Source organism: Pseudomonas sp. NFPP07, assembly GCF_900115645.1.
Taxonomy (GTDB): domain Bacteria; phylum Pseudomonadota; class Gammaproteobacteria; order Pseudomonadales; family Pseudomonadaceae; genus Aquipseudomonas; species Aquipseudomonas chlororaphis.
Genome location: NZ_FOXG01000004.1, coordinates 290,669 through 309,569, shown reverse-complemented (window position 1 = coordinate 309,569; position 18,901 = coordinate 290,669). Strand labels below are relative to the sequence as shown.

Annotated in this window: 17 protein-coding genes; 6 read left to right on the top strand and 11 right to left on the bottom strand. The window is 64.1% G+C overall.

Features of this window, described 5'->3' with window-relative positions; genetic code table 11:
- Positions 1-168 precede the first annotated feature (168 nt).
- The 3 genes from BM019_RS12565 to BM019_RS12555 are packed head-to-tail and all read right to left on the bottom strand — an operon-like array spanning position 169 to position 1,938.
- Entirely contained in the window at positions 169-675 is a 507-nt protein-coding gene (locus tag BM019_RS12565) for an NUDIX hydrolase (RefSeq protein ID WP_092418439.1), read from the bottom strand.
- 8 nt (positions 676-683) lie between these two features.
- On the bottom strand, positions 684-1,391 hold the full coding sequence (locus BM019_RS12560; protein ID WP_092418438.1) for an NUDIX hydrolase: 708 nt from the start codon (positions 1,389-1,391) through the stop codon (positions 684-686).
- A gap of 1 nt (position 1,392) precedes the next feature.
- Positions 1,393-1,938 carry an adenylyltransferase/cytidyltransferase family protein gene (locus tag BM019_RS12555; protein WP_062825413.1) on the bottom strand — a complete coding sequence of 182 codons (546 nt, stop codon included), beginning with the start codon at positions 1,936-1,938 and terminating at the stop codon, positions 1,393-1,395.
- A 183-nt stretch (positions 1,939-2,121) separates the two neighbouring features.
- Between BM019_RS12555 and BM019_RS12550 the strand changes: the two genes are divergently transcribed.
- Genes BM019_RS12550 through nadE form a run of 3 tightly spaced genes read left to right on the top strand, consistent with a single transcriptional unit; the run spans position 2,122 to position 4,837 of the window.
- Entirely contained in the window at positions 2,122-2,769 is a 648-nt protein-coding gene (locus BM019_RS12550; protein WP_085530483.1) for a nicotinamidase, read from the top strand.
- Positions 2,770-2,778: 9 nt separating this feature from the next.
- Positions 2,779-4,008: a nicotinate phosphoribosyltransferase gene (pncB, locus tag BM019_RS12545; protein WP_092418437.1), complete on the top strand. Its 1,230-nt coding sequence runs from the start codon at positions 2,779-2,781 to the stop codon at positions 4,006-4,008.
- A 1-nt stretch (position 4,009) separates the two neighbouring features.
- Positions 4,010-4,837 carry an ammonia-dependent NAD(+) synthetase gene (nadE, locus tag BM019_RS12540; protein WP_092418436.1) on the top strand — a complete coding sequence of 276 codons (828 nt, stop codon included), beginning with the start codon at positions 4,010-4,012 and terminating at the stop codon, positions 4,835-4,837.
- Between the two features lie 66 nt (positions 4,838-4,903).
- Here the strand turns inward: nadE and BM019_RS12535 are convergent, their stop codons facing one another.
- From BM019_RS12535 to BM019_RS12515, 5 genes are all read right to left on the bottom strand, one after another.
- Positions 4,904-5,296, bottom strand: coding sequence for a VOC family protein (locus tag BM019_RS12535; RefSeq protein ID WP_062825417.1), 393 nt, complete (start codon positions 5,294-5,296; stop codon positions 4,904-4,906).
- 288 nt (positions 5,297-5,584) lie between these two features.
- Entirely contained in the window at positions 5,585-6,898 is a 1,314-nt protein-coding gene (locus BM019_RS12530) for an NAD(P)/FAD-dependent oxidoreductase (RefSeq protein ID WP_092418435.1), read from the bottom strand.
- 57 nt (positions 6,899-6,955) lie between these two features.
- A complete protein-coding gene (locus BM019_RS12525; RefSeq protein WP_092418434.1) occupies positions 6,956-8,320 on the bottom strand; it encodes a glutamine synthetase family protein in 1,365 nt (454 codons plus the stop codon).
- 480 nt (positions 8,321-8,800) lie between these two features.
- Positions 8,801-9,460 carry a methyltransferase family protein gene (locus BM019_RS12520; RefSeq protein WP_009043282.1) on the bottom strand — a complete coding sequence of 220 codons (660 nt, stop codon included), beginning with the start codon at positions 9,458-9,460 and terminating at the stop codon, positions 8,801-8,803.
- A gap of 372 nt (positions 9,461-9,832) precedes the next feature.
- Positions 9,833-10,735 carry a LysR family transcriptional regulator gene (locus BM019_RS12515; RefSeq protein ID WP_085530488.1) on the bottom strand — a complete coding sequence of 301 codons (903 nt, stop codon included), beginning with the start codon at positions 10,733-10,735 and terminating at the stop codon, positions 9,833-9,835.
- Positions 10,736-10,911: 176 nt separating this feature from the next.
- Here BM019_RS12515 and BM019_RS12510 point away from each other — a divergent pair, with 176 nt between their 5' ends.
- On the top strand, positions 10,912-11,556 hold the full coding sequence (locus tag BM019_RS12510; RefSeq protein WP_092418433.1) for a hydrolase: 645 nt from the start codon (positions 10,912-10,914) through the stop codon (positions 11,554-11,556).
- 143 nt (positions 11,557-11,699) lie between these two features.
- On the opposite strand, the gene BM019_RS12505 is transcribed toward BM019_RS12510, so the two are convergent.
- Complete coding sequence (locus BM019_RS12505) at positions 11,700-12,029, bottom strand: hypothetical protein (RefSeq protein WP_009043285.1); 330 nt, start codon at positions 12,027-12,029, stop codon at positions 11,700-11,702.
- Positions 12,030-12,597: 568 nt separating this feature from the next.
- Between BM019_RS12505 and BM019_RS12500 the strand changes: the two genes are divergently transcribed.
- A complete protein-coding gene (locus BM019_RS12500; RefSeq protein WP_175510646.1) occupies positions 12,598-14,958 on the top strand; it encodes a DNA polymerase II in 2,361 nt (786 codons plus the stop codon).
- A gap of 55 nt (positions 14,959-15,013) precedes the next feature.
- Here the strand turns inward: BM019_RS12500 and BM019_RS12495 are convergent, their stop codons facing one another.
- Positions 15,014-15,310, bottom strand: a complete 297-nt coding sequence (locus BM019_RS12495) for a hypothetical protein (RefSeq protein WP_092418431.1) — start codon at positions 15,308-15,310, stop codon at positions 15,014-15,016.
- Positions 15,311-15,588: 278 nt separating this feature from the next.
- On the opposite strand from BM019_RS12495, the gene BM019_RS12490 reads away from it, so the two are divergent.
- Positions 15,589-17,022 (top strand): serralysin family metalloprotease, encoded by a 1,434-nt coding sequence (locus BM019_RS12490; protein ID WP_092418430.1) that lies wholly within the window; start codon positions 15,589-15,591, stop codon positions 17,020-17,022.
- Positions 17,023-17,142: 120 nt separating this feature from the next.
- Here BM019_RS12490 and BM019_RS12485 read toward each other — a convergent pair whose 3' ends face one another.
- Positions 17,143-18,765 (bottom strand): MFS transporter, encoded by a 1,623-nt coding sequence (locus BM019_RS12485; protein WP_092418429.1) that lies wholly within the window; start codon positions 18,763-18,765, stop codon positions 17,143-17,145.
- Positions 18,766-18,901: the final 136 nt, after the last annotated feature.

Here is an 18,901-nt window from a genome sequence, read left to right as displayed (position 1 = left end):
ATGGCTCTAAATCAATAGTCGCCAGAGGTCCAAGCCTAGAACAGATTCCGGGATGCATAGGGTCGGGCGGGGGTTGTGCCCGCGCGGGGCAGCAGCGCAAGAGCGTGAGAGGAGGACTTGATGCCCGATGCCCTGGTGCCGGAGGACCGGCAGCAGGGCTGGCTGGCGTTAGGCCGACTCGCTGGCCAGCAGCATCATCGCCGCCGACAGGGTGTGGCCGTCGGTGATCCGGCCGGTGGCAATCAGCGTCATCAATTCCTGGCGACTGACCCACAGCAGATGGTCCACTTCACCATCGGTGGCGGCGGCCTGTTGCTCGGCAATCTGCACCTGGCACACCGCCACCGCGCTGGCGATCAGCGACGTGTTGCTGTGCAGCAGGCCCAGTTCGCGAACGTGCGACGCCTGCCAGCCGGTTTCCTCCAGCAATTCGCGGGCCGCGGCGTCAACGGCACTTTCCCCGGCATCGATGGCGCCGCGGGGAAACTCGATGGACTGGCCGCCGATGGCCCGCCGCTTGAGGTTGACCAGCATCAGCCGGCCATCGGCCAGGGTCGGCACGGCCACCACGCCGTTCACCGCCCGGGGTTCCTTGATGATGAAGTAGCCCTGCTCACGGACCACCTTGAAATACGGGGTTTCCAGCAGGCACTGGTTGTCGGCGATGGAACTCATGGGGGGTATCACTCCAGAAAACAGCGATCGAACAGGTACAGCTCGGCGGGCTTGAGATTTTCCACTGTGGCTTGCGGCCGGCCGCCGTCGCCGCTTTTCTTGCGTCCGGTTTCGCGCAGGTAACCGGCTTCGCTCATCTTCAACAGGCGCTGGCGGATGCTGGTCTTGAGCACTGGCCGTTGCAGCACCAGGGAGAAGATGTTCACCGCTTCGGGGGCGCTGAATTCGCTGCCGAGAAACATCAACGGCAGGCTGCTGTACAGGGATTTGGAAAACAGCCGCTCGTGCACCTGGGCCACCAGGCTGTTGTGGTCGAAGGGCAGCTTGAAGCTGCCGCTGGCCACGTCGCCGAGGGTAAAGAAACCCTGCTGCGGGCCGGGTTCCACCGGCTCGCTGACGATCCCCAGGTAGAAGGTCGAGGACGACCAGCAGCGCGGGTCGCGAAAGGCGTCGCCGACCGTGCCCACCTGCTCCAGCCAGGCCAGGGGCATGTCCACCTTGCTGGAGCGCCGCAGCCGCTGCACCGCATCATTCAGGCTGCGGTCCTCGACATCGCCGTTGACCACGATGCCCGGCAGGGCCCAGTGCCCGGCGAAGGGCTCGCCGTCGCGTTGATGGAGGAGGATTTCCAGCTCGGAGCGTTCGCGGTTATAGCGCAGCAGGCACAGGTCGATGGTGTGCAGGTAGGCGCTGGGGGAGAGGGGGCGGTCGGGCATATCAACTTCCGTGGACGGCGTAGAGGCCGTAGTTTAGCGGATTCATGCCCGGTGCCAGCCATTGGCTTGGCGGTGTTTCGCCGCGGGCCAGGCATTGGCGCAACACGCTGCTGCGCACCCCCGGTTGTTCTTCGATCCGCAGGATGGAGAAGCGCTGCAGCAGCTCCTCGCCGCGATGGAACCCGGGCAACTGGCGCGCCACGTCCTCACCCACCACCAAGGCAATGCGCTTGCCGTCCAGAGCCAGGTCGTCCGCCAGCCGTTGCAGCAGGGTGTAGCTGTAGACCGGGGCGGGATCGGCCAGGCCCAGTCGCTGCTCCAGGCGGCTCACTGCCAGTTCGGCTGGGCACTCGGGTTGCAGGTGCCGGGTGATGGCCTGCAACCAGTCCACCCGTTGCTCGAAGTCGGCCATGCGCTTGCCGTCCGGATGGCGAAAGCTGGGGACCACCAGCACGCGCCGGGCGTGGCGGGCGGCTTCAAGCATGACCCGGGCGTGACCGGCGTGGGGCGGGTTGAAGGCACCGCCATAGAGGGCCAGTTCAAACATCTGCATCTCCTTATTGGTACATGACGTGTACCTTATCATTGCTTGTGTGCGCAGGGAATCGGCATGTCATGCGCTATTTATATTGTTTGGTTCGGATCGGTGAAATAAAAAACGGAGTCAAAGGGGGTTGTCTTTAAAGTACATGACATGTACTTTAAGTCCCATGCAAAGGAGAAGACCAGCATGAACAGCCAAACGATGAAGACCGCTTCCTTCGATGTCGATGCACAAAAGAGCTTTACCCCGCTGTGCCCGGACGAACTGCCCGTGGCCGAGGGCGACCGCATCGGTGGCGAGCTGAATTTCATGGCGACCCTGGCCAGCCTGCGCATCGGCAGCAAGGACGCCCACAGCCCCCAGGCCCCCTGGGTGGTGGCCGAGCCCGGGCAGATGCTCCAGCCCACCGGCCTGGAGCATGCCGACCTGACCTGGGTCAGCCACTGCGTACCGGGCACCGAAGGGTTCGCCCTGCTGGACGAATTGCCGACGCCCTATGACTACGACTACTTCGTGTGGAAGGGCGTGGAGCCGGACCTGCACCCCTACGGCGCCTGCTACCACGACCTGCACGGCAAGCTGTCCACCGGGGTCATCGAATACCTCGACAGCCAGGGTGTGCAACGGGTCATCGTCGGCGGCCTGGCCCTGGATTTCTGTGTCAAGACCACCGCCCTGCAACTGGCCGCCGCCGGCTTCAAGGTGATCATCCATCTGCCGGCATGCCGCGCCATCAGCGCAGAGGGCGCCACCCAGGCGATCGACGAGATGCAACAAGCGGGTATCGCGGTGGCCGCGACCCGCGAAGAAACCGCCAGATTGGCCAGTGCCTGAGGAGTCACCATGGAAAGTGCATTTGACCGTAACAATGGCGTGATCCAGAGCCTGCTGGACACCGACTACTACACCTTCACCATGATGCAGGCGGTGCTGCACCAGCACCCCAATGTCGATGTGGAATACCAGTTCATCGTCCGCTCCAGAGAGTCCCTGGTGCATCTGATCCCGCAGATCCGCCAGGAACTGGAAAAGCTCGCCAGTCTGCAGATGCGCGAAGGCGAACAGCGCTTTCTGTTCAACAAGCGTTTTCGCGAGTACCTGACCCCGGACTTCGAGCAGTTTCTCGGCCTGTTCCGTTTCAACCTGCGCTACATCCACGTGGCGGCGGTCGATGGCCAACTGAGCATCCGCGTCCGCGGCCCGATGTTGCACTGCATCATGTTCGAGCAGCCGGTGCTGGCCATGGTCAGTGAGTTGCGCAACCGCGACAGGTATCCGGAGGTGGAGCTTGCGGACGTCACCCGCCGGCTCTATCGGAAATTCGAATGGCTGGAGAAAAACGCCAGCCGCGAAGAGCTCGCCGAGCTGCGGGTCTCGGACTTCTCTACGCGTCGGCGTCTGTCGTTCAAGGCCCAGCGCGAGGTGGTGAAGATCATGCGCAGCGACTTCCCCGGGGTCTTCGTCGGCACCAGCAACGCCCACTTGGCCTATGAGTTCGACCTGCCGCTGATCGGCACCATGGCCCACCAGTGGCTGATGGTGCACCAGCAACTGGGACGGCTGCGCGAGAGCCAGAACTCGGCCCTGGAAAACTGGGTGCACGAATACCGCGGACGCCTGGGCATTGCCCTGACCGACTGCATCAGCACCGACTTCTTCCTCAAGGACTTCGACCTGTACTTCGCCAAGCTCTACGACGGCCTGCGCCAGGATTCCGGGGACCCGATTGCCTGGGCCGACAAGGTCCTGGCCCGCTACCGGGAACTGGGCATCGACCCACGGACCAAGGACCTGATGTTCTCCGACGGCCTGAACTTCGAGAAATGCCTGCCGATCCTGCGCCATGTGCGTGGCCAGGCCCGGTTCGGTTTCGGCATGGGCACCAGCCTGGCCTGCGACGTCGAAGACGTCGAGCCGCTGAGCATTGTGATGAAGCTGGTGCGAGTGCATGGCGAACCGGTGGTGAAGTTTTCCGATGACCCGATCAAGAACGTCTGCGAAGACCCGTCGTTCCTCAGGTACGCGGCGCAGGTGTTCAACGTCAACCTCAGTAACTCGCCCCTGGAGGCCTGATATGAGCAGCCAAACCCAAGAACGAATTGCCCGGGAGCTGGGCATCGATCGGCAACTGGCGCGCGGAGACGAAGCCGCGGAAATCATCCGGCGCGTGGACTTCATCCAGCAGGTGTTGCGCGAGTCCGGCGGCCAGGCCCTGGTGTTGGGCATCAGCGGTGGCGTCGATTCCCTGACCGCTGGCCGCCTGTGCCAGTTGGCGGTGGAGCAGATGCGCGGGGCAGGGCACGACACCCGCTTCATCGCCATGCGCCTGCCCTATAAAAGCCAGGCTGACGAAAGCGATGCCCAGGCCTCCCTGGACTTTATCCGCCCGGACTCGGTCAGCACCTGCAACATTGCCGAGAGTGTCGACGGTCTGATGAACCAGGTGCGGATCGATGGCTTGCGGCCGTCGGCCGAACTGACCGACTTCGCCAAGAGCAACGTCAAGGCGCGGGCGCGGATGCTGGCGCAGTATGCGGTCGCCAACTTCAGCAACGGCCTGGTGGTGGGGACCGACCACGGGGCCGAGGCCCTGATGGGGTTTTTCACCAAGTACGGCGACGGTGCCTGCGACCTGGCTCCGCTGTCGGGCCTGACCAAGACCCAGGTGCGCGCGCTGGCCGAGGCGCTTGGCGCTCCCGGGCACCTGGTGCACAAGGCCCCCACGGCGGACCTTGAAGAACTGGCGCCGGGCAAGCTGGACGAAACGGCTTATGGCTGCAGCTACGCCGAGATCGACGCCTACCTGATGGGCGAGCCGGTGTCCGATGCCGTGCGCCATCTGATCGAAACCGCCTACCACCGCACCGCCCACAAACGCGCCTTGCCGCGCACCCCCGCCTGACCCGCCTTGGCTTGCCGGCGATGGCGATCTCAAGGAGGCCATCGCGAGCAAGGCGGGTCGAGGGGTCTAGGACTGCACCGCCGTGCACAACTCCACCAGCAGGCCGTCGGGGCAACGCACGTAGGACACGGTCTGCCCCCAGGGTTTTTCGCTGGGCGCGCTAAGTTCGCTGGCGCCGGCATCCAGCGCCTTTTGATGGGCTGCGTGCACGTCTTCGCAGACCAGACCAATCTCCATGCCCAGCGGCCTGGCCGAGCTATGGGCCTCGACGTGACCGCCGCTGAAGTTCATCTCGCCCAGTTCATGGGCGGCGAAAGCGAGGGTGGTGGCGCCGGTTTCCAGTTCGCCATAGGTACCGGATTCATGGAGGAAACGGGTGGGCAGGCCGAAGGCGCGATTGAAGAAAGCCAGCGAGGTGCTGACATCCGGGACATAGAAAATGGTGTAGGCGAATTTCATGCTTGAGCGATCCTTGTTCATTGAAACTGGAGGGCCACGAAGGCCGGTTTATGTGTTGCCCTGGCACCCGCTTGGGCGTGCGCTTGAGTAGGAGTGCCCGGTCGGTTCTGGCACTGAGCATTCAGGGTGCCGCGCAAGCGTACTACCCGATTCCAGGGTCGACGATTTTCAATGGTTACAGATCGCTACCGGGCAGGTTCCGCGGGCGAAAGGCTTGCTGGCGATGGCGGTCTTGAGGGCGCCATCGCGAGCAAGCTTCGCTCCTACAGAAGCGAGGAGTACGAGGCCTTAGCGCAACCGTTCGAGCATCTGGTAGTACCACATGCCCGCCGCCAGCATCGGGTTGCCCAGCTGGTCGCCGAAGGGCACGCGGATGTGCTGGCAGGCGGCGAAGGTGTCGTAGTGCTCGAGATGCCCGGTGATGGCCTGGGCCATGATCTCGCCCATGATGTGGCTGGTGGCGATGCCGTGGCCGGAGTAGCCCTGGCAGTACCAGACGTTGTCCGAGAGCTTGCCCAGCTGCGGGATGCGGTTGATCACGATGCCCATGGCGCAGCTCCACTGGAAGTCAATGGCCACGCCCTTGAGCGCCGGGAAGGTGCGTTCGATGCAGGGGCGCAATTCGCCGGCGATGTCCCGCGAATCCTTGCCGCTGTAGTTGGCGCCGCCGCCGAACAGCAGGCGGCCGTCGGCGGTCATGCGGTAATAGTCGAGCACGAAGCGGCAGTCGTAGACCGCCAGGTCCTGGGGGTTGAGGCGCTTGGCCAGGTCGCCCAGGGGCGCGGTGGTGACGATGCCGCCCATGGCCGGGAAGATCTTGCCCTTGAGCTGTTTCGGCTCCAGCTTGTGGTAGACGTCGCCGGCCAGCAGCACCTGCCTGGCGTCGATGCGGCCCTGGGCGGTGATCACCGCCGGGCGCTCGCCGTGGACAATCTGCAGCACCTCGCTGTGTTCGAAGATCAGCGCGCCGAGGCTCTCGGCGGCGCGGGCTTCGCCAATGCACAGGTTCAGCGGATGCAGGTGCAGGTTGCGGGTGTTCTTGATCGCGCCGTGGTACAGCGGGCTGTCCAGCACCTCGCGCAGCTGTTGCTTGTCCAGCAGGCTGACCTCATCGCCCATGCCGCGGCGCACCGCTTCTTCGTAGTCGGCGCGTAGACCGGCGAGGTGGCTGGGCTTGTAGGCAGCGTGCAGGTGGCCGTGCTTGAGGTCGCAGGCGATGGCGTATTTGTCCACGCGCTGGCGGATGATCCGGTGCCCGCGCCAACGCAACTGCCAGATGAAATCGTCGACTTCGTCGCCCAGGGTGCGGCGCATCTGCTTGCGCATGGCCTCGTCGCCGGACAGGCTGCCGGTGACCTGGCCGCCGTTGCGCCCGGTGGCGCCCCAGCCGATCTTGTGGCTCTCGACGATGGCCACTTTCAGGCCTTTTTCCGCCAGTTCCACGGCGCTGGCGACGCCGGTGAAACCGCCGCCGATGATCACCACGTCGACGCTCACCTGGCCTTGCAGGGTCGGGTAGGCGGTTTCGCTGTTGAGGGTGGCGCTGTAATACGAAGGGCAGCGTTCGGCTGCCGGTGTGACCGGGTTGAATGCGACTGTCATGGGATGTTCTCGAATTTTTGTTGGGGCCGGGCCGGCGCTGTGACGCCGGCCAGCGCGTCACGCCTGGGTCAGGTACCAACGCCAGTCCTGCTCGCCGACTTCGGCCATGAACTGGCGGTATTCGGCGCGCTTGACCGCCAGGTAGACCCCGAGGAATTCGCTGCCCAGGGCGTCGCGGGCCCAGGTGGAATTTTCCAGGGCGGTCAGCGAGGTCAGCCAGTCGGTGGGCAGCAGTTCGCTGGCCTGGGCATAGCCGTTGCCTTGCACCGGATCGCCCGGATCGAGTTGTTCGCGCAGGCCGCGATGGATCCCGGCGAGGATCGCCGCGGCGGCCAGGTAGGGGTTGGCGTCGGCGCCGCAGATGCGGTGCTCGATATGCCGGCTGTTGGCCGGACCGCCCGGCACCCGCAGGCTCACGGTGCGGTTGTCGACGCCCCAGGTCGGCGCCAGCGGCGCGTAGCTGTTGGCCTGGAAGCGGCGGTAGGAGTTGGCGTTGGGGCAGAACAGCAGCAGCGAGTCGAGCAGCGACGCGAGCATGCCGCCCACCGCCTGGCGCAGCAGCGGGGTGCCGGCCGGGTCTTCGGCGGCGAACAGGTTGTGGCCCTCGGCGTCGGCGATGCTCACATGCATGTGCATGCCGGTGCCCGCCAGGTCATCGAAGGGCTTGGCCATGAAGGTCGCCTGCATTCCGTGTCGGTGGGCCACCGCCTTGACCAGGCGTTTGTAGCGCACCGCCTGGTCCATGGCCTCCAGGGCGTCGCCGTGTTCCAGGGTGATTTCCACCTGCCCCGGGGCGTATTCGGAGATCGCCGTGCGCGCCGGGATCCCTTGCAGTTTGCAGGCGGCGTAGAGGTCGGCGAGGAAGGGTTCGATCTGCTCCAGCTCGCGCAAGCCATAGACCTGGGTATGCCGTGGCCGGCCGCCGTCGGCGTCCAGCGCCGGTTGCGGGCGGCCGTTGCTGTCGCGCCTGGCGTCCAGCAGGTAGAACTCCAGCTCGCAGGCCATCACCGGGTGATAACCCTCGGCCTTGAGTTGGTCGATGACCTTGATCAACAGGTGGCGCGGGTCGGCGATGCTGGCGGGCAGGCCTTCCTGTGGGTGCATGCTGACCTGCACCGCGGCGGTGGGGATCTGCCGCCACGGCAGGCGCACCAGGCTGCCGGCCAGGGGATAGGCGCGGCAGTCGATATCGCCGACGTCCCAGACCAGCCCGGAGTTTTCCACGTCGTCGCCCTGCAGGGTCAGGCCGAGGATAGTGCTGGGCAGCGGCCGGCCGCTTTCATAGACCGCCAGCAGTTCCTCGCGGTGCAACAGCTTGCCGCGCGGCACGCCGTTGGCGTCGAGGATGAACAGCTCGATCATGTCGATATCGGGGTTGGCGGCCAGGAAGCTACGGGCCTCGTCAAGGGCTGCAAATTTCATGGTTCTCTCGCTTGCGCCATGGCGGCGCGCAGGTTCGGTTCATGCAGCGGCGCCGGCAGGGCCCGCTTGCAATGGCAGATAGCAAGGCGGCAAGGCTCGACGCGCAGAGGGACGCGTTCAGAGCGAAAGCGAGAGGTCCGGAGGGCGCGAGGAATGACGCAGGCGGGAGCGGCACAGGGCCATGGGCAGGTTGACCAGCAGTTTCATCGCCGGGCCCCGGGGTTGCCGTGGAGATCGCCGTGGGTGCGTTGTGTTGTTGCCGTTCCAATGCCGATGCCGAGGCGGCTGCACGAGGCAGCAGCGCGGGGCTGGCAGGGCGGGCGGCAACACAAGGCGTTCATCGGCCGGCGGATCTCGTCAAGAATTCACGGACATTTCGTGCAAGTGAGGTTCACCGTTTTACCGGGACTGGTCCTCGCTGCCAAGGGGCGCGTCACAAAATATTTAACACCGCCCCCGGCAGCCCGGCGGAAAAAATCCTCAGTAAACCCACGGCACCAGGCGCCAGGTGTAGGCGCAGTAAGTGTCGTATTGCTTGCCGAATTCTTTGCGCAGCAAGGCTTCTTCGGCGTGGATGCGGGCAATCAGCGGGATCAGCATCAAGGCGGTCAGCAGCAGGCCGACCCCGGAGCGGAAGGCCAGGGCCCAGCCCACGCAATTGATCAGCAACCCCAGGTAACTCGGGTTGCGCAGGGTGCCGTAGATCCCGGTGGTCACCAGCTGATGGCCGGGCTGGATCGCCACCAGGCCACTGAAGCGCTTGCCCAGCACGAACACCGGCCACAGCCGCAATATGCCGCCGCCGATAAAGAACACCACGCCGAACCAGCGCACGTCGGTGCTACCAAAGGTCCAGAAGTCCAGGCGGTCGGTATAGGCGGGAAGAAAGGCCAGCAACAGCCCGAGGATGCCGAAGGCGACGAGGACCCAGCGGTTTTCCCGGTCTTCCTGTTTGCCGGGGCTCAGGTTGCCTTCGCTGAACTGGGCAACAAAGGCCATGGCCAGCAGGGACAGGGTAATGACCCACAACGCCGGGTGGGAGAAAAACGCCACCGGTCCGCCCATGCCGAGGATGGCCAGGCCGAGGTAGGCGAGGGTAGCGATCAGGCTGAGCGCCGCGAGTTGGGGAGAGTTACGCATGATGGCCCCTCACGAATGCCGAGGTGTATGCCTTCAGTGTAGGTCCATCGTCGAGACAGCCCAGGTCGCCCGCGGCACCGCGTCGCCTGCATCGCCGGCAAGCCTGGCTCCTACAGAAGAGGGGGTGTTCACGCATGTCTGTAGCCGCTGCCGAGCAGCGCGAGGCTGCGCTCGAGGACGAAGTCCTCGCAAAACCTGCGCATGCGGTTTGCCTGTAGGAACGCGGTGCCTGGTTTTGCGGCCCCTGCGGTGCCGATCGCAGCCTCGCGGGCTCGGCAGCGGCTACAGGGACGCCATGGTGTTCCCGGCTTCTGTAGGAGCGAGGCTTGCCCGCGAGGCGGTGTATCTGACACCCCATCTCGCCTGGATCACCTACGGATGCACAGGCGGTTTCTCCGCCAGTTGGGCGACCAGGAACTCGATAAAGGCCCGGGTCTTCTGCGGCACGCGCCGGGCGGACGGGTACACCGCGTGGATGCTGATCGGCGGCGCCTGCCATTCGCACAGCACCGGCACCAGGCGGCCGGCGGCCAGGGCATCGGCGACGATGAAGTCGGGCAACAGGGCGATGCCCATGCCGGCCTCGGCGGCCTGGGCCAGCAGGTCGCCGTTGTTGGCGTGCAGCGGGCCGGTGACGTGGACGCGCTGGGTGTCCTTGCCGTTGCTCAATTGAAGGCTGACCCCGCTTTGCAGGTAGCCGTAGTTCAGGCACTGGTGGGCGGTCAGGTCGCGGGGCGTCTGCGGGGTACCGGCGCGCTTCAGGTAATCCGGCGAGGCCACCATGATCCGCGGCGCCGGGGCCAGCAGCTTGGCGACCATCGACGAGTCGGCCAGGCTGGCGATGCGAATGGTCACATCGAAGCCGCCGCGCACCGGGTCCACTTGCTGGTCGCTGAGCACCAGCTGCAATTCGATGTTCGGGTGCTGCTCATGAAACAGCGGCACCAGCGGCCCGAGACGACGCAGGCCGAAGGACATCGGCGCGTTGACCCGCAGCACCCCGCGCAATTCGCCGATGCCGTCCCGCGCCCGTTGTTCGGCCTCGTCCACGGCGGCCAGGACTTCCCGCGCCGACTCGTAGTACTCGGCGCCGGCTTCGGTCAGATGCAGGCTGCGGGTGGTGCGGTGCAGCAACTGCACGCCAATGGCTTCCTCCAGCGCCTGAATCTGTTTGCTGACTTTCGAGCGTGGCACGTCCATGGCCCGGGCCGCGGCGGCGAAGCCGTTGGCGTCGACCGTGACGACAAACGCGCGCATGCATTCGATGCGATCCATGACTGTCCCTTTTTTGGAATCAATGATTCTCGATTTTAGGGAATTGTTGCTTTTTATTCCAACCCCTAAATTAGCCACCAAGCCGGCCGCACAGCCTCCCGCAGCGGAACCCGCGCCGAGCTCCCGAATTGTGCAACTCAACGTTTGAACCTACTCGACAGCAAAAGGAACGCGCCATGTCTATCCGTGAACTGCTCAACCCAAACAACTCCGCCCTGATCCTGATCGACCACCAGCCGCAGATGTCCTTCGGCGTGCAGTCGATCGACCGCCAGACCTTGAAGAACAACACCGTGGGCCTGGCCAAGGCGGCGAAGATCTTCAACGTGCCGACCATCTTCACTTCGGTGGAAACCGAGAGCTTCAGCGGCTACATCTGGCCGGAACTGCTCAGCGTGTTCCCGGATCACCAGCCGATCGAGCGCACCTCGATGAACTCCTGGGAAGACAAGAAACTGGTGGAAGCAGTCAAGGCCACCGGGCGCAAGAAGCTGATCATGGCCGCGCTGTGGACCGAGGTCTGCCTGAACTTCCCGGCCCTGGAAGCCCTGGCCGAAGGCTACGAGGTGTACATCGTCACCGACGCTTCCGGCGGCACCAGCCAGGAAGCCCACGACATGTCGGTACAGCGCATGATCCAGGCCGGCGCGGTGCCGGTGACCTGGCAGCAAGTGCTGCTCGAATTCCAGCGCGACTGGGCGCACAAGGACACCTACGACGCGGTGATGGACCTGGTGCGCGAGCACAGCGGCGCCTACGGCATGGGCGTGGACTATGCCTACACCATGGTGCACAAGGCGCCGCAGCGTCAGGTCAAGTAAGCCTGCCGCCAAGGATAACGCGGTTTAGCAGAAACACCGCGTCCTCCAACTATCTGGAAAGTTGCAATAAAAAAGGGACGCTCTTATTGGAGCGTCCCTTTTTATTTAATGGAGCAACGGTTAGCGACAACGACAAGTTGCACTTAGCAGAACCGGTCAATCACCCGAACTTCCGACTTGTTCTGCAGCGATTGCCATTCATTCTTCAGGGTATCGAATACCCGTCCGATGAAGTCCCTGTCGGCGGCGGCCTTCTTGCCGACGTAGCCCTGGCCACGGCGGTACATTTTCAGGCGGGCCAGCAGGTCCTGGTTGTTCTTGTCGAACTCTTCTTCATGGGCGTGGGGCGACAGGCAGTCGATATGGACCTGGCCAGACTTGGCAATCCACAGGATGTGGCTGTCATGGCTGTCTTTCTGTGCCGCGAACAGATGAGACAGTTCATCAATAGTAGGTTGATTGTTCAGATTCATTTGTAAGCCCCTTGACCATTTCGATCTATCTAGTTGAGTCGCTAATTGATATCGCTACATCGGTAAGTTGAACCCTGATACCGGAAACAGGGCGACAGAGGGTGTCTGTCGGATACAGATAAGGCCCAGAGCCTGATGCGTGTAGTCGTCTTGATTAACTGCTACGCAATAGCGTCACAACGAAGAGAAGCAGCGTAAACCTGGATCAAGCTGCCGAAGTTTTCAGTTTCGGCCACAAGCATCTTGAGGAGTTTTCGCCAGCTTCCCGCCCTTTGTACTGGACGTTCATGCCAGGTCAGTTTCATCAATCTGCCTTGTGGGCAGTACACATCCGGGTTAACAGCTCGGCGGTCAGACGAGCTTGCTCATAACACCTTTGCCACGTCTCCCGATCGGGGAGACGCCTGCATCATGCAAGGGCAAATTCGCCTCGTCAACGGTTTGTAGTGAAAATTTTAAAGCACTACATATTGTCCGACAAAACCTTTCGGCACATGAGCGGAACGGGCTATCGCGACCGAGGACAGGTAGAATCGAGACCTTGAAACAGGTGCTTGAGGTTGCAGTGGTGGATTTACAGCAGGGCTTCGTCCTGACCCGGCATTGGCGTGACACGCCGGCAGGCACGGAAGTCGAGTTCTGGTTGGCGACCGATGCCGGGCCGCGCCAGATCCGCTTGCCGGTGCAGACCTCCGTGGCCTTCATTCCCGCCGAACAGCAGGAACAGGCCCGGCGCCTGCTGGCCGACGATCGCGATGTGCAATTGCGCCCCTTGGACCTGTGCGACTTCCAGCACCGCCCGGTGCTTGGCCTGTACTGCCCGCAGCACAATCAACTGATCCGTCTCGACAAGACCCTGCGCCGTGCCGGGGTCGAGGTGCTCGAGGCCGATGTGCGGCCGCCCGAGCGCTACCTGATGGAGCGTTTCATCACCGCGCCGGTGTGGTTTGGCGGCACCCCGGGCGAGGGCGGGATACTGCTGGAGGCGCAGATGAAACCGGCGCCGGACTACCGGCCGGCGTTGAAGCTGGTGTCGCTGGATATCGAGACCAGCGAGACCGGCGAGCTGTATTCCATCGCCCTGGAAGGCTGCGGCCAGCGCCAGGTGTACATGCTCGGCCGCGCTCGCGAGGACGACAGCGCGGTGGATTTCGACCTGGAGTTCTGCGCCAGCCGCGAGCAGTTGCTCGAACGGCTCAACCAGTGGCTGGCGCGGCACGATCCGGATGCGATCATCGGCTGGAACCTGGTGCAGTTCGATCTGCGGGTGCTGCACGAGCACGCGCGGCGCCTGGCGGTGCCCTTGCGCCTGGGGCGCGGCGGCGAAGAGATGCAGTGGCGCGAACACGGCAGCCGTACCCATTATTTCGCTGCGGCCGCCGGGCGCCTGATCATCGACGGTATCGAGGCCCTGCGCTCGGCGACCTGGAGCTTCCCGTCGTTCAGCCTGGAAAACGTCGCCCAGACCCTGCTCGGCGAAGGCAAGTCGATCGACAACCCTTACCAGCGCATGGACGAGATCAACCGCATGTTCGCCGAGGACAAGCCCGCCCTGGCGCGCTACAACCTCAAGGACTGCGAGCTGGTGACGCGGATTTTCGCCAAGACCGAGCTGCTCACCTTTCTTCTCGAACGGGCCACCGTCACCGGGCTGCCGGCCGACCGCAACGGCGGCTCGGTGGCGGCCTTCACCCACCTGTACATGCCGCTGATGCACCGCCAGGGTTTCGTCGCGCCGAACCTCGGCGAGAAGCCGCCACAAGCCAGCCCCGGCGGCTTTGTCATGGACTCGCGGCCGGGTCTCTACGAGTCGGTGCTGGTGCTGGACTACAAGAGCCTGTACCCGTCGATCATCCGCAGCTTCCTGATCGATCCGGTGGGGCTGGTGGAAGGCTTGCGCCACCCAACGGACGAGCAATCGGTGCCGGGCTTTCGCGGTGCGCGGTTTTCCCGCACCCGGCATTGCCTGCCCTCGATCGTCGCCCGGGTCGCCGAGAGCCGCGAAGTGGCGAAACGCGAACACAACGCGCCGCTGTCCCAGGCGCTGAAGATCATCATGAACGCCTTCTACGGCGTGCTCGGTTCCAGCGGCTGCCGCTTCTTCGATCCGCGCCTGGCGTCGTCGATCACTCTGCGTGGCCACGAAATCATGCGTCGCACCCGCCAACTGATCGAGGCGCAGGGCCACAAGGTGATCTACGGCGACACCGACTCGACCTTCGTCTGGCTCGGCAGCGCCCACGCCGAGGCGGATGCCACGCGCATCGGCCGCGCGCTGGTGGCGCACGTCAACCAGTGGTGGCGCGATCACCTGCGCGATGAGTACGGCCTGGAAAGCGCCCTGGAGCTGCAATTCGAAACCCACTTCTGCCGCTTCCTGATGCCGACCATCCGGGGCGCGGAGGAGGGCAGCAAGAAGCGCTACGCCGGCCTGGTGACCCGCGCCGACGGCACCCAGGAAATGGTCTACAAGGGCCTGGAAGCGGTGCGCACCGACTGGTCGCCGCTGGCCCAACAGTTCCAGCAGGAGCTGTACCAACGGATCTTTCACCGCCAGCCGTACCAGGACTATGTGCGCGACTACGTGCGGCGCACCCTGGCCGGTGAACTGGACGAGCAACTGGTGTACCGCAAGCGCCTGCGCCGCCAACTGGACGATTACGAACGCAACGTGCCGCCCCATGTGCGCGCCGCGCGCCTGGCCGACGAATACAACCAGCGGCAGGGCCGGCCCCAGCGTTATCAGAACGGTGGCTGGATCAGCTACGTGATCACCCTGGCCGGTCCCGAACCCCTGGAAAACCGCACTGCGGCCATCGATTACGATCACTACGTGACCCGCCAATTGCAGCCGGTGGCGGATGCCATCCTGCCGTTCGTGCAGGACGACTTCAGCACCCTGGTGGGTGGGCAGATGGGGTTGTTCTAGGAGGCGTCTCGGCGTAGCCGCAGCCTCGGCAGCGGCTACACGTGCGTGAGTTGGCTCAGTCGTCGACCGAGGTGCAAATGCCGCTGGCACCCTGTTTGCCGCTGTAGGTCACGACCACCGAGTCGTCGTCCTCCACGCTGATGTCCACCGTGATGCCCGAGCCCTTGGCCTCGAAATAACGCTCGTTGACGGTCTTGGTCTGGGCCTCTTTGCCGTTGATGAACACCGGCCCGCCTTCGTCCGCGCTGACTGGAATGTTGCCCGGACAGTCGACGTTGAACAGCGGGATGCCTTCGGCGTGGGCGGCACTGGCAAGGATCGACAGGGTGCAGCTCAGGAGGATTTTTTTCATTGTGGACCCCTTCAGGAAACAGGCAGAAGCACGAGTGTGGCAGTGGTTCCATTAGCGCTGAAGCTTAGCGTATGGCACGCCGGGGCAGGGGCTGGGTTGCGATTTTAATGAGGCGCAAAGTCGCCCGGGCATATTGTCGGACAATAAAAATCGTGGACGCCACGCCGGGGTCTGTGTCAGTTTTTCCCCGCCTTGAATAGGGCGAGTGATAGGACGATCTCGCTAACAGGTCGCCGTGGTCTATCGGAAATTTTCAGCGTTGAACAAGGACGTAAATGATGTCAAAAGCCAAAGAAAATGCCGGTTTTTCGGCAGCTCCGGGCAGCGATGCCTACCAACTGATCACTGCCTTCAGCCATGCCTATGACCGTGGCGGCGCGGAGCTGGTGAATGGCAAGCCGTCGTACACCGCGGACCAGGCCGCCGAGCAGATCCTGCGCAAGGGCTTGTCCTGGCACGACCAGAACGGCGACGGCAAGGTCGAGCTCAGCTACAGCTTCCTCACCAGCAAGCCGGCCAACTACAACCCGAACCTGGGCAGCTTCAGCGAGTTCAGCGCCTTGCAGAAAGCCCAGGCGTTCCTGGCCCTGCAATCCTGGTCGGACGTGGCCAATGTGCGCTTCAACGAAGCCGCGAGCGGCGGCGACGGGCACCTGAGTTTCGGCAACTACAGCGTCAGCACCGGTGGCGCGGCCTTCGCCTACCTGCCTTCGGGCAGCAGCTATGACGGCCAGTCCTGGTACCTGATCAACGATCAGTACCGGGTCAACGAAACCCCGGGCAACGGTAACTACGGTCGCCAGACCCTGACCCACGAAATTGGCCACAGCCTGGGCCTGTCCCATCCGGGCGCCTACAACGCCGGCAACGGCAACCCGACCTACAACGATGCCACCTACGCCCAGGACACGCGCGGCTACAGCCTGATGAGCTACTGGAGCGAGAGCAACACCGGGCAGGACTTCAGTAAGGACGGCGGTGGCGCCTACGCCTCGGCGCCGTTGATGGACGACATTGTCGCGGTGCAGAAACTCTACGGCGCCAACCACGAGACCCGCGCCGACGACACCGTGTACGGCTTCAACTCCAACACCGGGCGCGATTTCTACAGCGCCAGCTCATCTGCCTCCAAGCTGGTGTTCTCGGTGTGGGATGGCGGTGGCAACGACACCCTGGACTTCTCCGGCTTCACCCAGAACCAGAAGATCAACCTCAACGAGGGCTCGTTCTCCGACGTCGGCGGCCTGGTGGGCAACGTGTCCGTGGCCCATGGCGTGACCCTGGAAAACGCCATCGGCGGTGCGGGCAACGACCTGCTGATCGGCAATGCCGCGGCCAACATCCTCGAGGGCGGTGCCGGCAACGACATCCTCTACGGTGGCGGCGGTCGCGACACGCTATGGGGTGGGGCAGGGGCGGACACCTTCGTGTTCGGCGAGGCTTCCGATTCGACCCTGACCGAACCCGACTGGATCATGGATTTCACCAGTGGCCAGGACAAGATCGACCTCAGCGGCCTGGCGCCGTTCGCCTCGGGGCAGGCGACCCTGAACTTCGTCAGCGGCTTCACCGGCCATGCCGGCGACGCGATCCTGACCTACTACGCCGAGACCGACCAGACCAGCCTGCTGGTCGACCTCACCGGCCTGGGCGCAGTGGACTTCGCTGTGGGCACCATCGGCCAGGCGGCGACCACCGATATCGTGGCCTGATCGACAGCAACGGAAGCGGCGCGCCATGGCGCGCCGTTTTTTTTGCCAGGTTCTCTTGGCTGATGCTGAGCGTCCCAGGGCCTGCAACCCTGCTTGGGGCGCTGCCGTCAGCCGGGCTTTTCAGTTGTTGTCGATATCGACGTTACGGGTCTCGCGCAGGCAGATCAGGCCGACGAGCAGGCTGACCCCGGTGATCACCACCGGGTACCACAGGCCGTAGAAGATATCGCCGGTGTACACCACCAGGGCGAAGGACACGGTGGGCAGGAAGCCGCCGAACCAGCCGTTGCCGATGTGGTAGGGCAGGGACATGGAGGTGTAGCGGATGCGGGTCGGGAACAGCTCGACCATCAGCGCCGCCAGCGGGCCGTAGCACATGGCGGCGATCAGGATCAGCGCGACGATCAGCACCACCACCATGGTTTTGTTGACGTTCTGGGTGTCGGCCTGTTGCGGGTAGCCGGCCAGGGTCACGGCGCCGCGCAGGGCCGCTTCGTCGAAACCGTCGAGTTGCACGTCGCCGACGTTGACCTGCACCGGGCTGCCGGCGGGCGCGGCGACGCTGGTGTAGGGCAGGCCCTGCTTGACCAGGAAGGTCTTGACCTTGTCGCACGGGCTGTCGAAACGCGCCTTGCCCACCGGATCGAACTGGAAGGTGCAGGTGGCGGGGTCGGCCAGCACGCTGATCGGCGCCTGGCGGCTGGCCTGGTCGATGGCCGGGTTGGCGTAGTGGGCCAGGGACTTGAAGATCGGGAAGTACAGCGCGGTGGCCAGCAGCAGGCCGACCATCAGCACCGGCTTGCGGCCGACCTTGTCTGACAGCCAGCCGAAGAAGATGAAGAACGGCGCGCCGATCACCACGCTGATGATCAGCAGCATATTGGCCAGGGCCGGGTCCATCTTGAGGAACTGGGTGAGGAAGAACAGCACGTAGAACTGCGCGGCATAGAAGGTCACCGCCTGCCCGGCGTTGATGCTGAACAGGGCGATCAGCACCACCTTGAGGTTTTCCCATTTGCCGAAGGACTCGCGGATCGGCGCCTTGCTGGCGCGGCCTTCTTCTTTCATCTTCAGGAAGGCCGGCGACTCGTGCAGGCTCAGGCGGATCCAGGTGGAAATGCCCAGCAGCACGATCGACAGCAGGAACGGCAGGCGCCAGCCCCAGACTTCGAACTGATCGCCGGTGAAGTAGCGGCAGCCCAGCACCACCAGCAGCGACAGCAGCAGGCCGAGGGTCGCGGTGGACTGGATCCAGCTGGTGTGGAAGCCGCGCTTGCCCTGGGGCGCGTGCTCGGCGACGTAGGTCGCGGCGCCGCCGTATTCACCGCCCAGGGCCAGGCCCTGGAGCATGCGCAGGGCGACCAGGATGATCGGTGCGGCGATGCCGATGCTCGAGTAGGTCGGCAGCAGGCCCACGGCGAAGGTCGCCAGGCCCATGAGAATGATGGTGGCGAGGAAGGTGTACTTGCGCCCGATCATGTCCCCCAGGCGCCCGAACACCAGGGCGCCGAACGGCCGCACCACGAAGCCGGCGGCGAATGCCATCAGGGCGAAGATAAAGGCGGTGGTGTCGTTGACCCCGGCGAAGAACTGCTTGCTGATGACCGCCGCGAGGGCGCCGTAGAGGAAAAAGTCGTACCACTCGAACACCGTCCCCAGGGACGAGGCGAAGATGACTTTCTGGCTTTCCCGGCTGGTGGGCGCGGCGACCGCCGCGTCCATCGATTGAGCATGTTCCGACATATCGATATCCCTCACAGTGATTGTTTTTGTTGTTCCACTGTCGGCGCCAGGGTGGCGTCGCTATCTGCATCTTGTCGCTGTCTTCTGCATCTGTAGGTGTAGGTGTAGAAGCGAGCTGGCTCGCGATAATTCCTTG

Bases quoted from the DNA above. Each gene is read 5' to 3' on its own strand.
- BM019_RS12565 (WP_092418439.1), bottom strand. From the start codon at position 675: ATGAGTTCCATCGCCGACAACCAGTGCCTGCTGGAAACCCCGTATTTC.
- BM019_RS12560 (WP_092418438.1), bottom strand. From the start codon at position 1,391: ATGCCCGACCGCCCCCTCTCCCCCAGCGCCTACCTGCACACCATCGAC.
- BM019_RS12555 (WP_062825413.1), bottom strand. From the start codon at position 1,938: ATGTTTGAACTGGCCCTCTATGGCGGTGCCTTCAACCCGCCCCACGCC.
- BM019_RS12550 (WP_085530483.1), top strand. From the start codon at position 2,122: ATGAACAGCCAAACGATGAAGACCGCTTCCTTCGATGTCGATGCACAA.
- pncB (WP_092418437.1), top strand. From the start codon at position 2,779: ATGGAAAGTGCATTTGACCGTAACAATGGCGTGATCCAGAGCCTGCTG.
- nadE (WP_092418436.1), top strand. From the start codon at position 4,010: ATGAGCAGCCAAACCCAAGAACGAATTGCCCGGGAGCTGGGCATCGAT.
- BM019_RS12535 (WP_062825417.1), bottom strand. From the start codon at position 5,296: ATGAAATTCGCCTACACCATTTTCTATGTCCCGGATGTCAGCACCTCG.
- BM019_RS12530 (WP_092418435.1), bottom strand. From the start codon at position 6,898: ATGACAGTCGCATTCAACCCGGTCACACCGGCAGCCGAACGCTGCCCT.
- BM019_RS12525 (WP_092418434.1), bottom strand. From the start codon at position 8,320: ATGAAATTTGCAGCCCTTGACGAGGCCCGTAGCTTCCTGGCCGCCAAC.
- BM019_RS12520 (WP_009043282.1), bottom strand. From the start codon at position 9,460: ATGCGTAACTCTCCCCAACTCGCGGCGCTCAGCCTGATCGCTACCCTC.
- BM019_RS12515 (WP_085530488.1), bottom strand. From the start codon at position 10,735: ATGGATCGCATCGAATGCATGCGCGCGTTTGTCGTCACGGTCGACGCC.
- BM019_RS12510 (WP_092418433.1), top strand. From the start codon at position 10,912: ATGTCTATCCGTGAACTGCTCAACCCAAACAACTCCGCCCTGATCCTG.
- BM019_RS12505 (WP_009043285.1), bottom strand. From the start codon at position 12,029: ATGAATCTGAACAATCAACCTACTATTGATGAACTGTCTCATCTGTTC.
- BM019_RS12495 (WP_092418431.1), bottom strand. From the start codon at position 15,310: ATGAAAAAAATCCTCCTGAGCTGCACCCTGTCGATCCTTGCCAGTGCC.
- BM019_RS12490 (WP_092418430.1), top strand. From the start codon at position 15,589: ATGTCAAAAGCCAAAGAAAATGCCGGTTTTTCGGCAGCTCCGGGCAGC.
- BM019_RS12485 (WP_092418429.1), bottom strand. From the start codon at position 18,765: ATGTCGGAACATGCTCAATCGATGGACGCGGCGGTCGCCGCGCCCACC.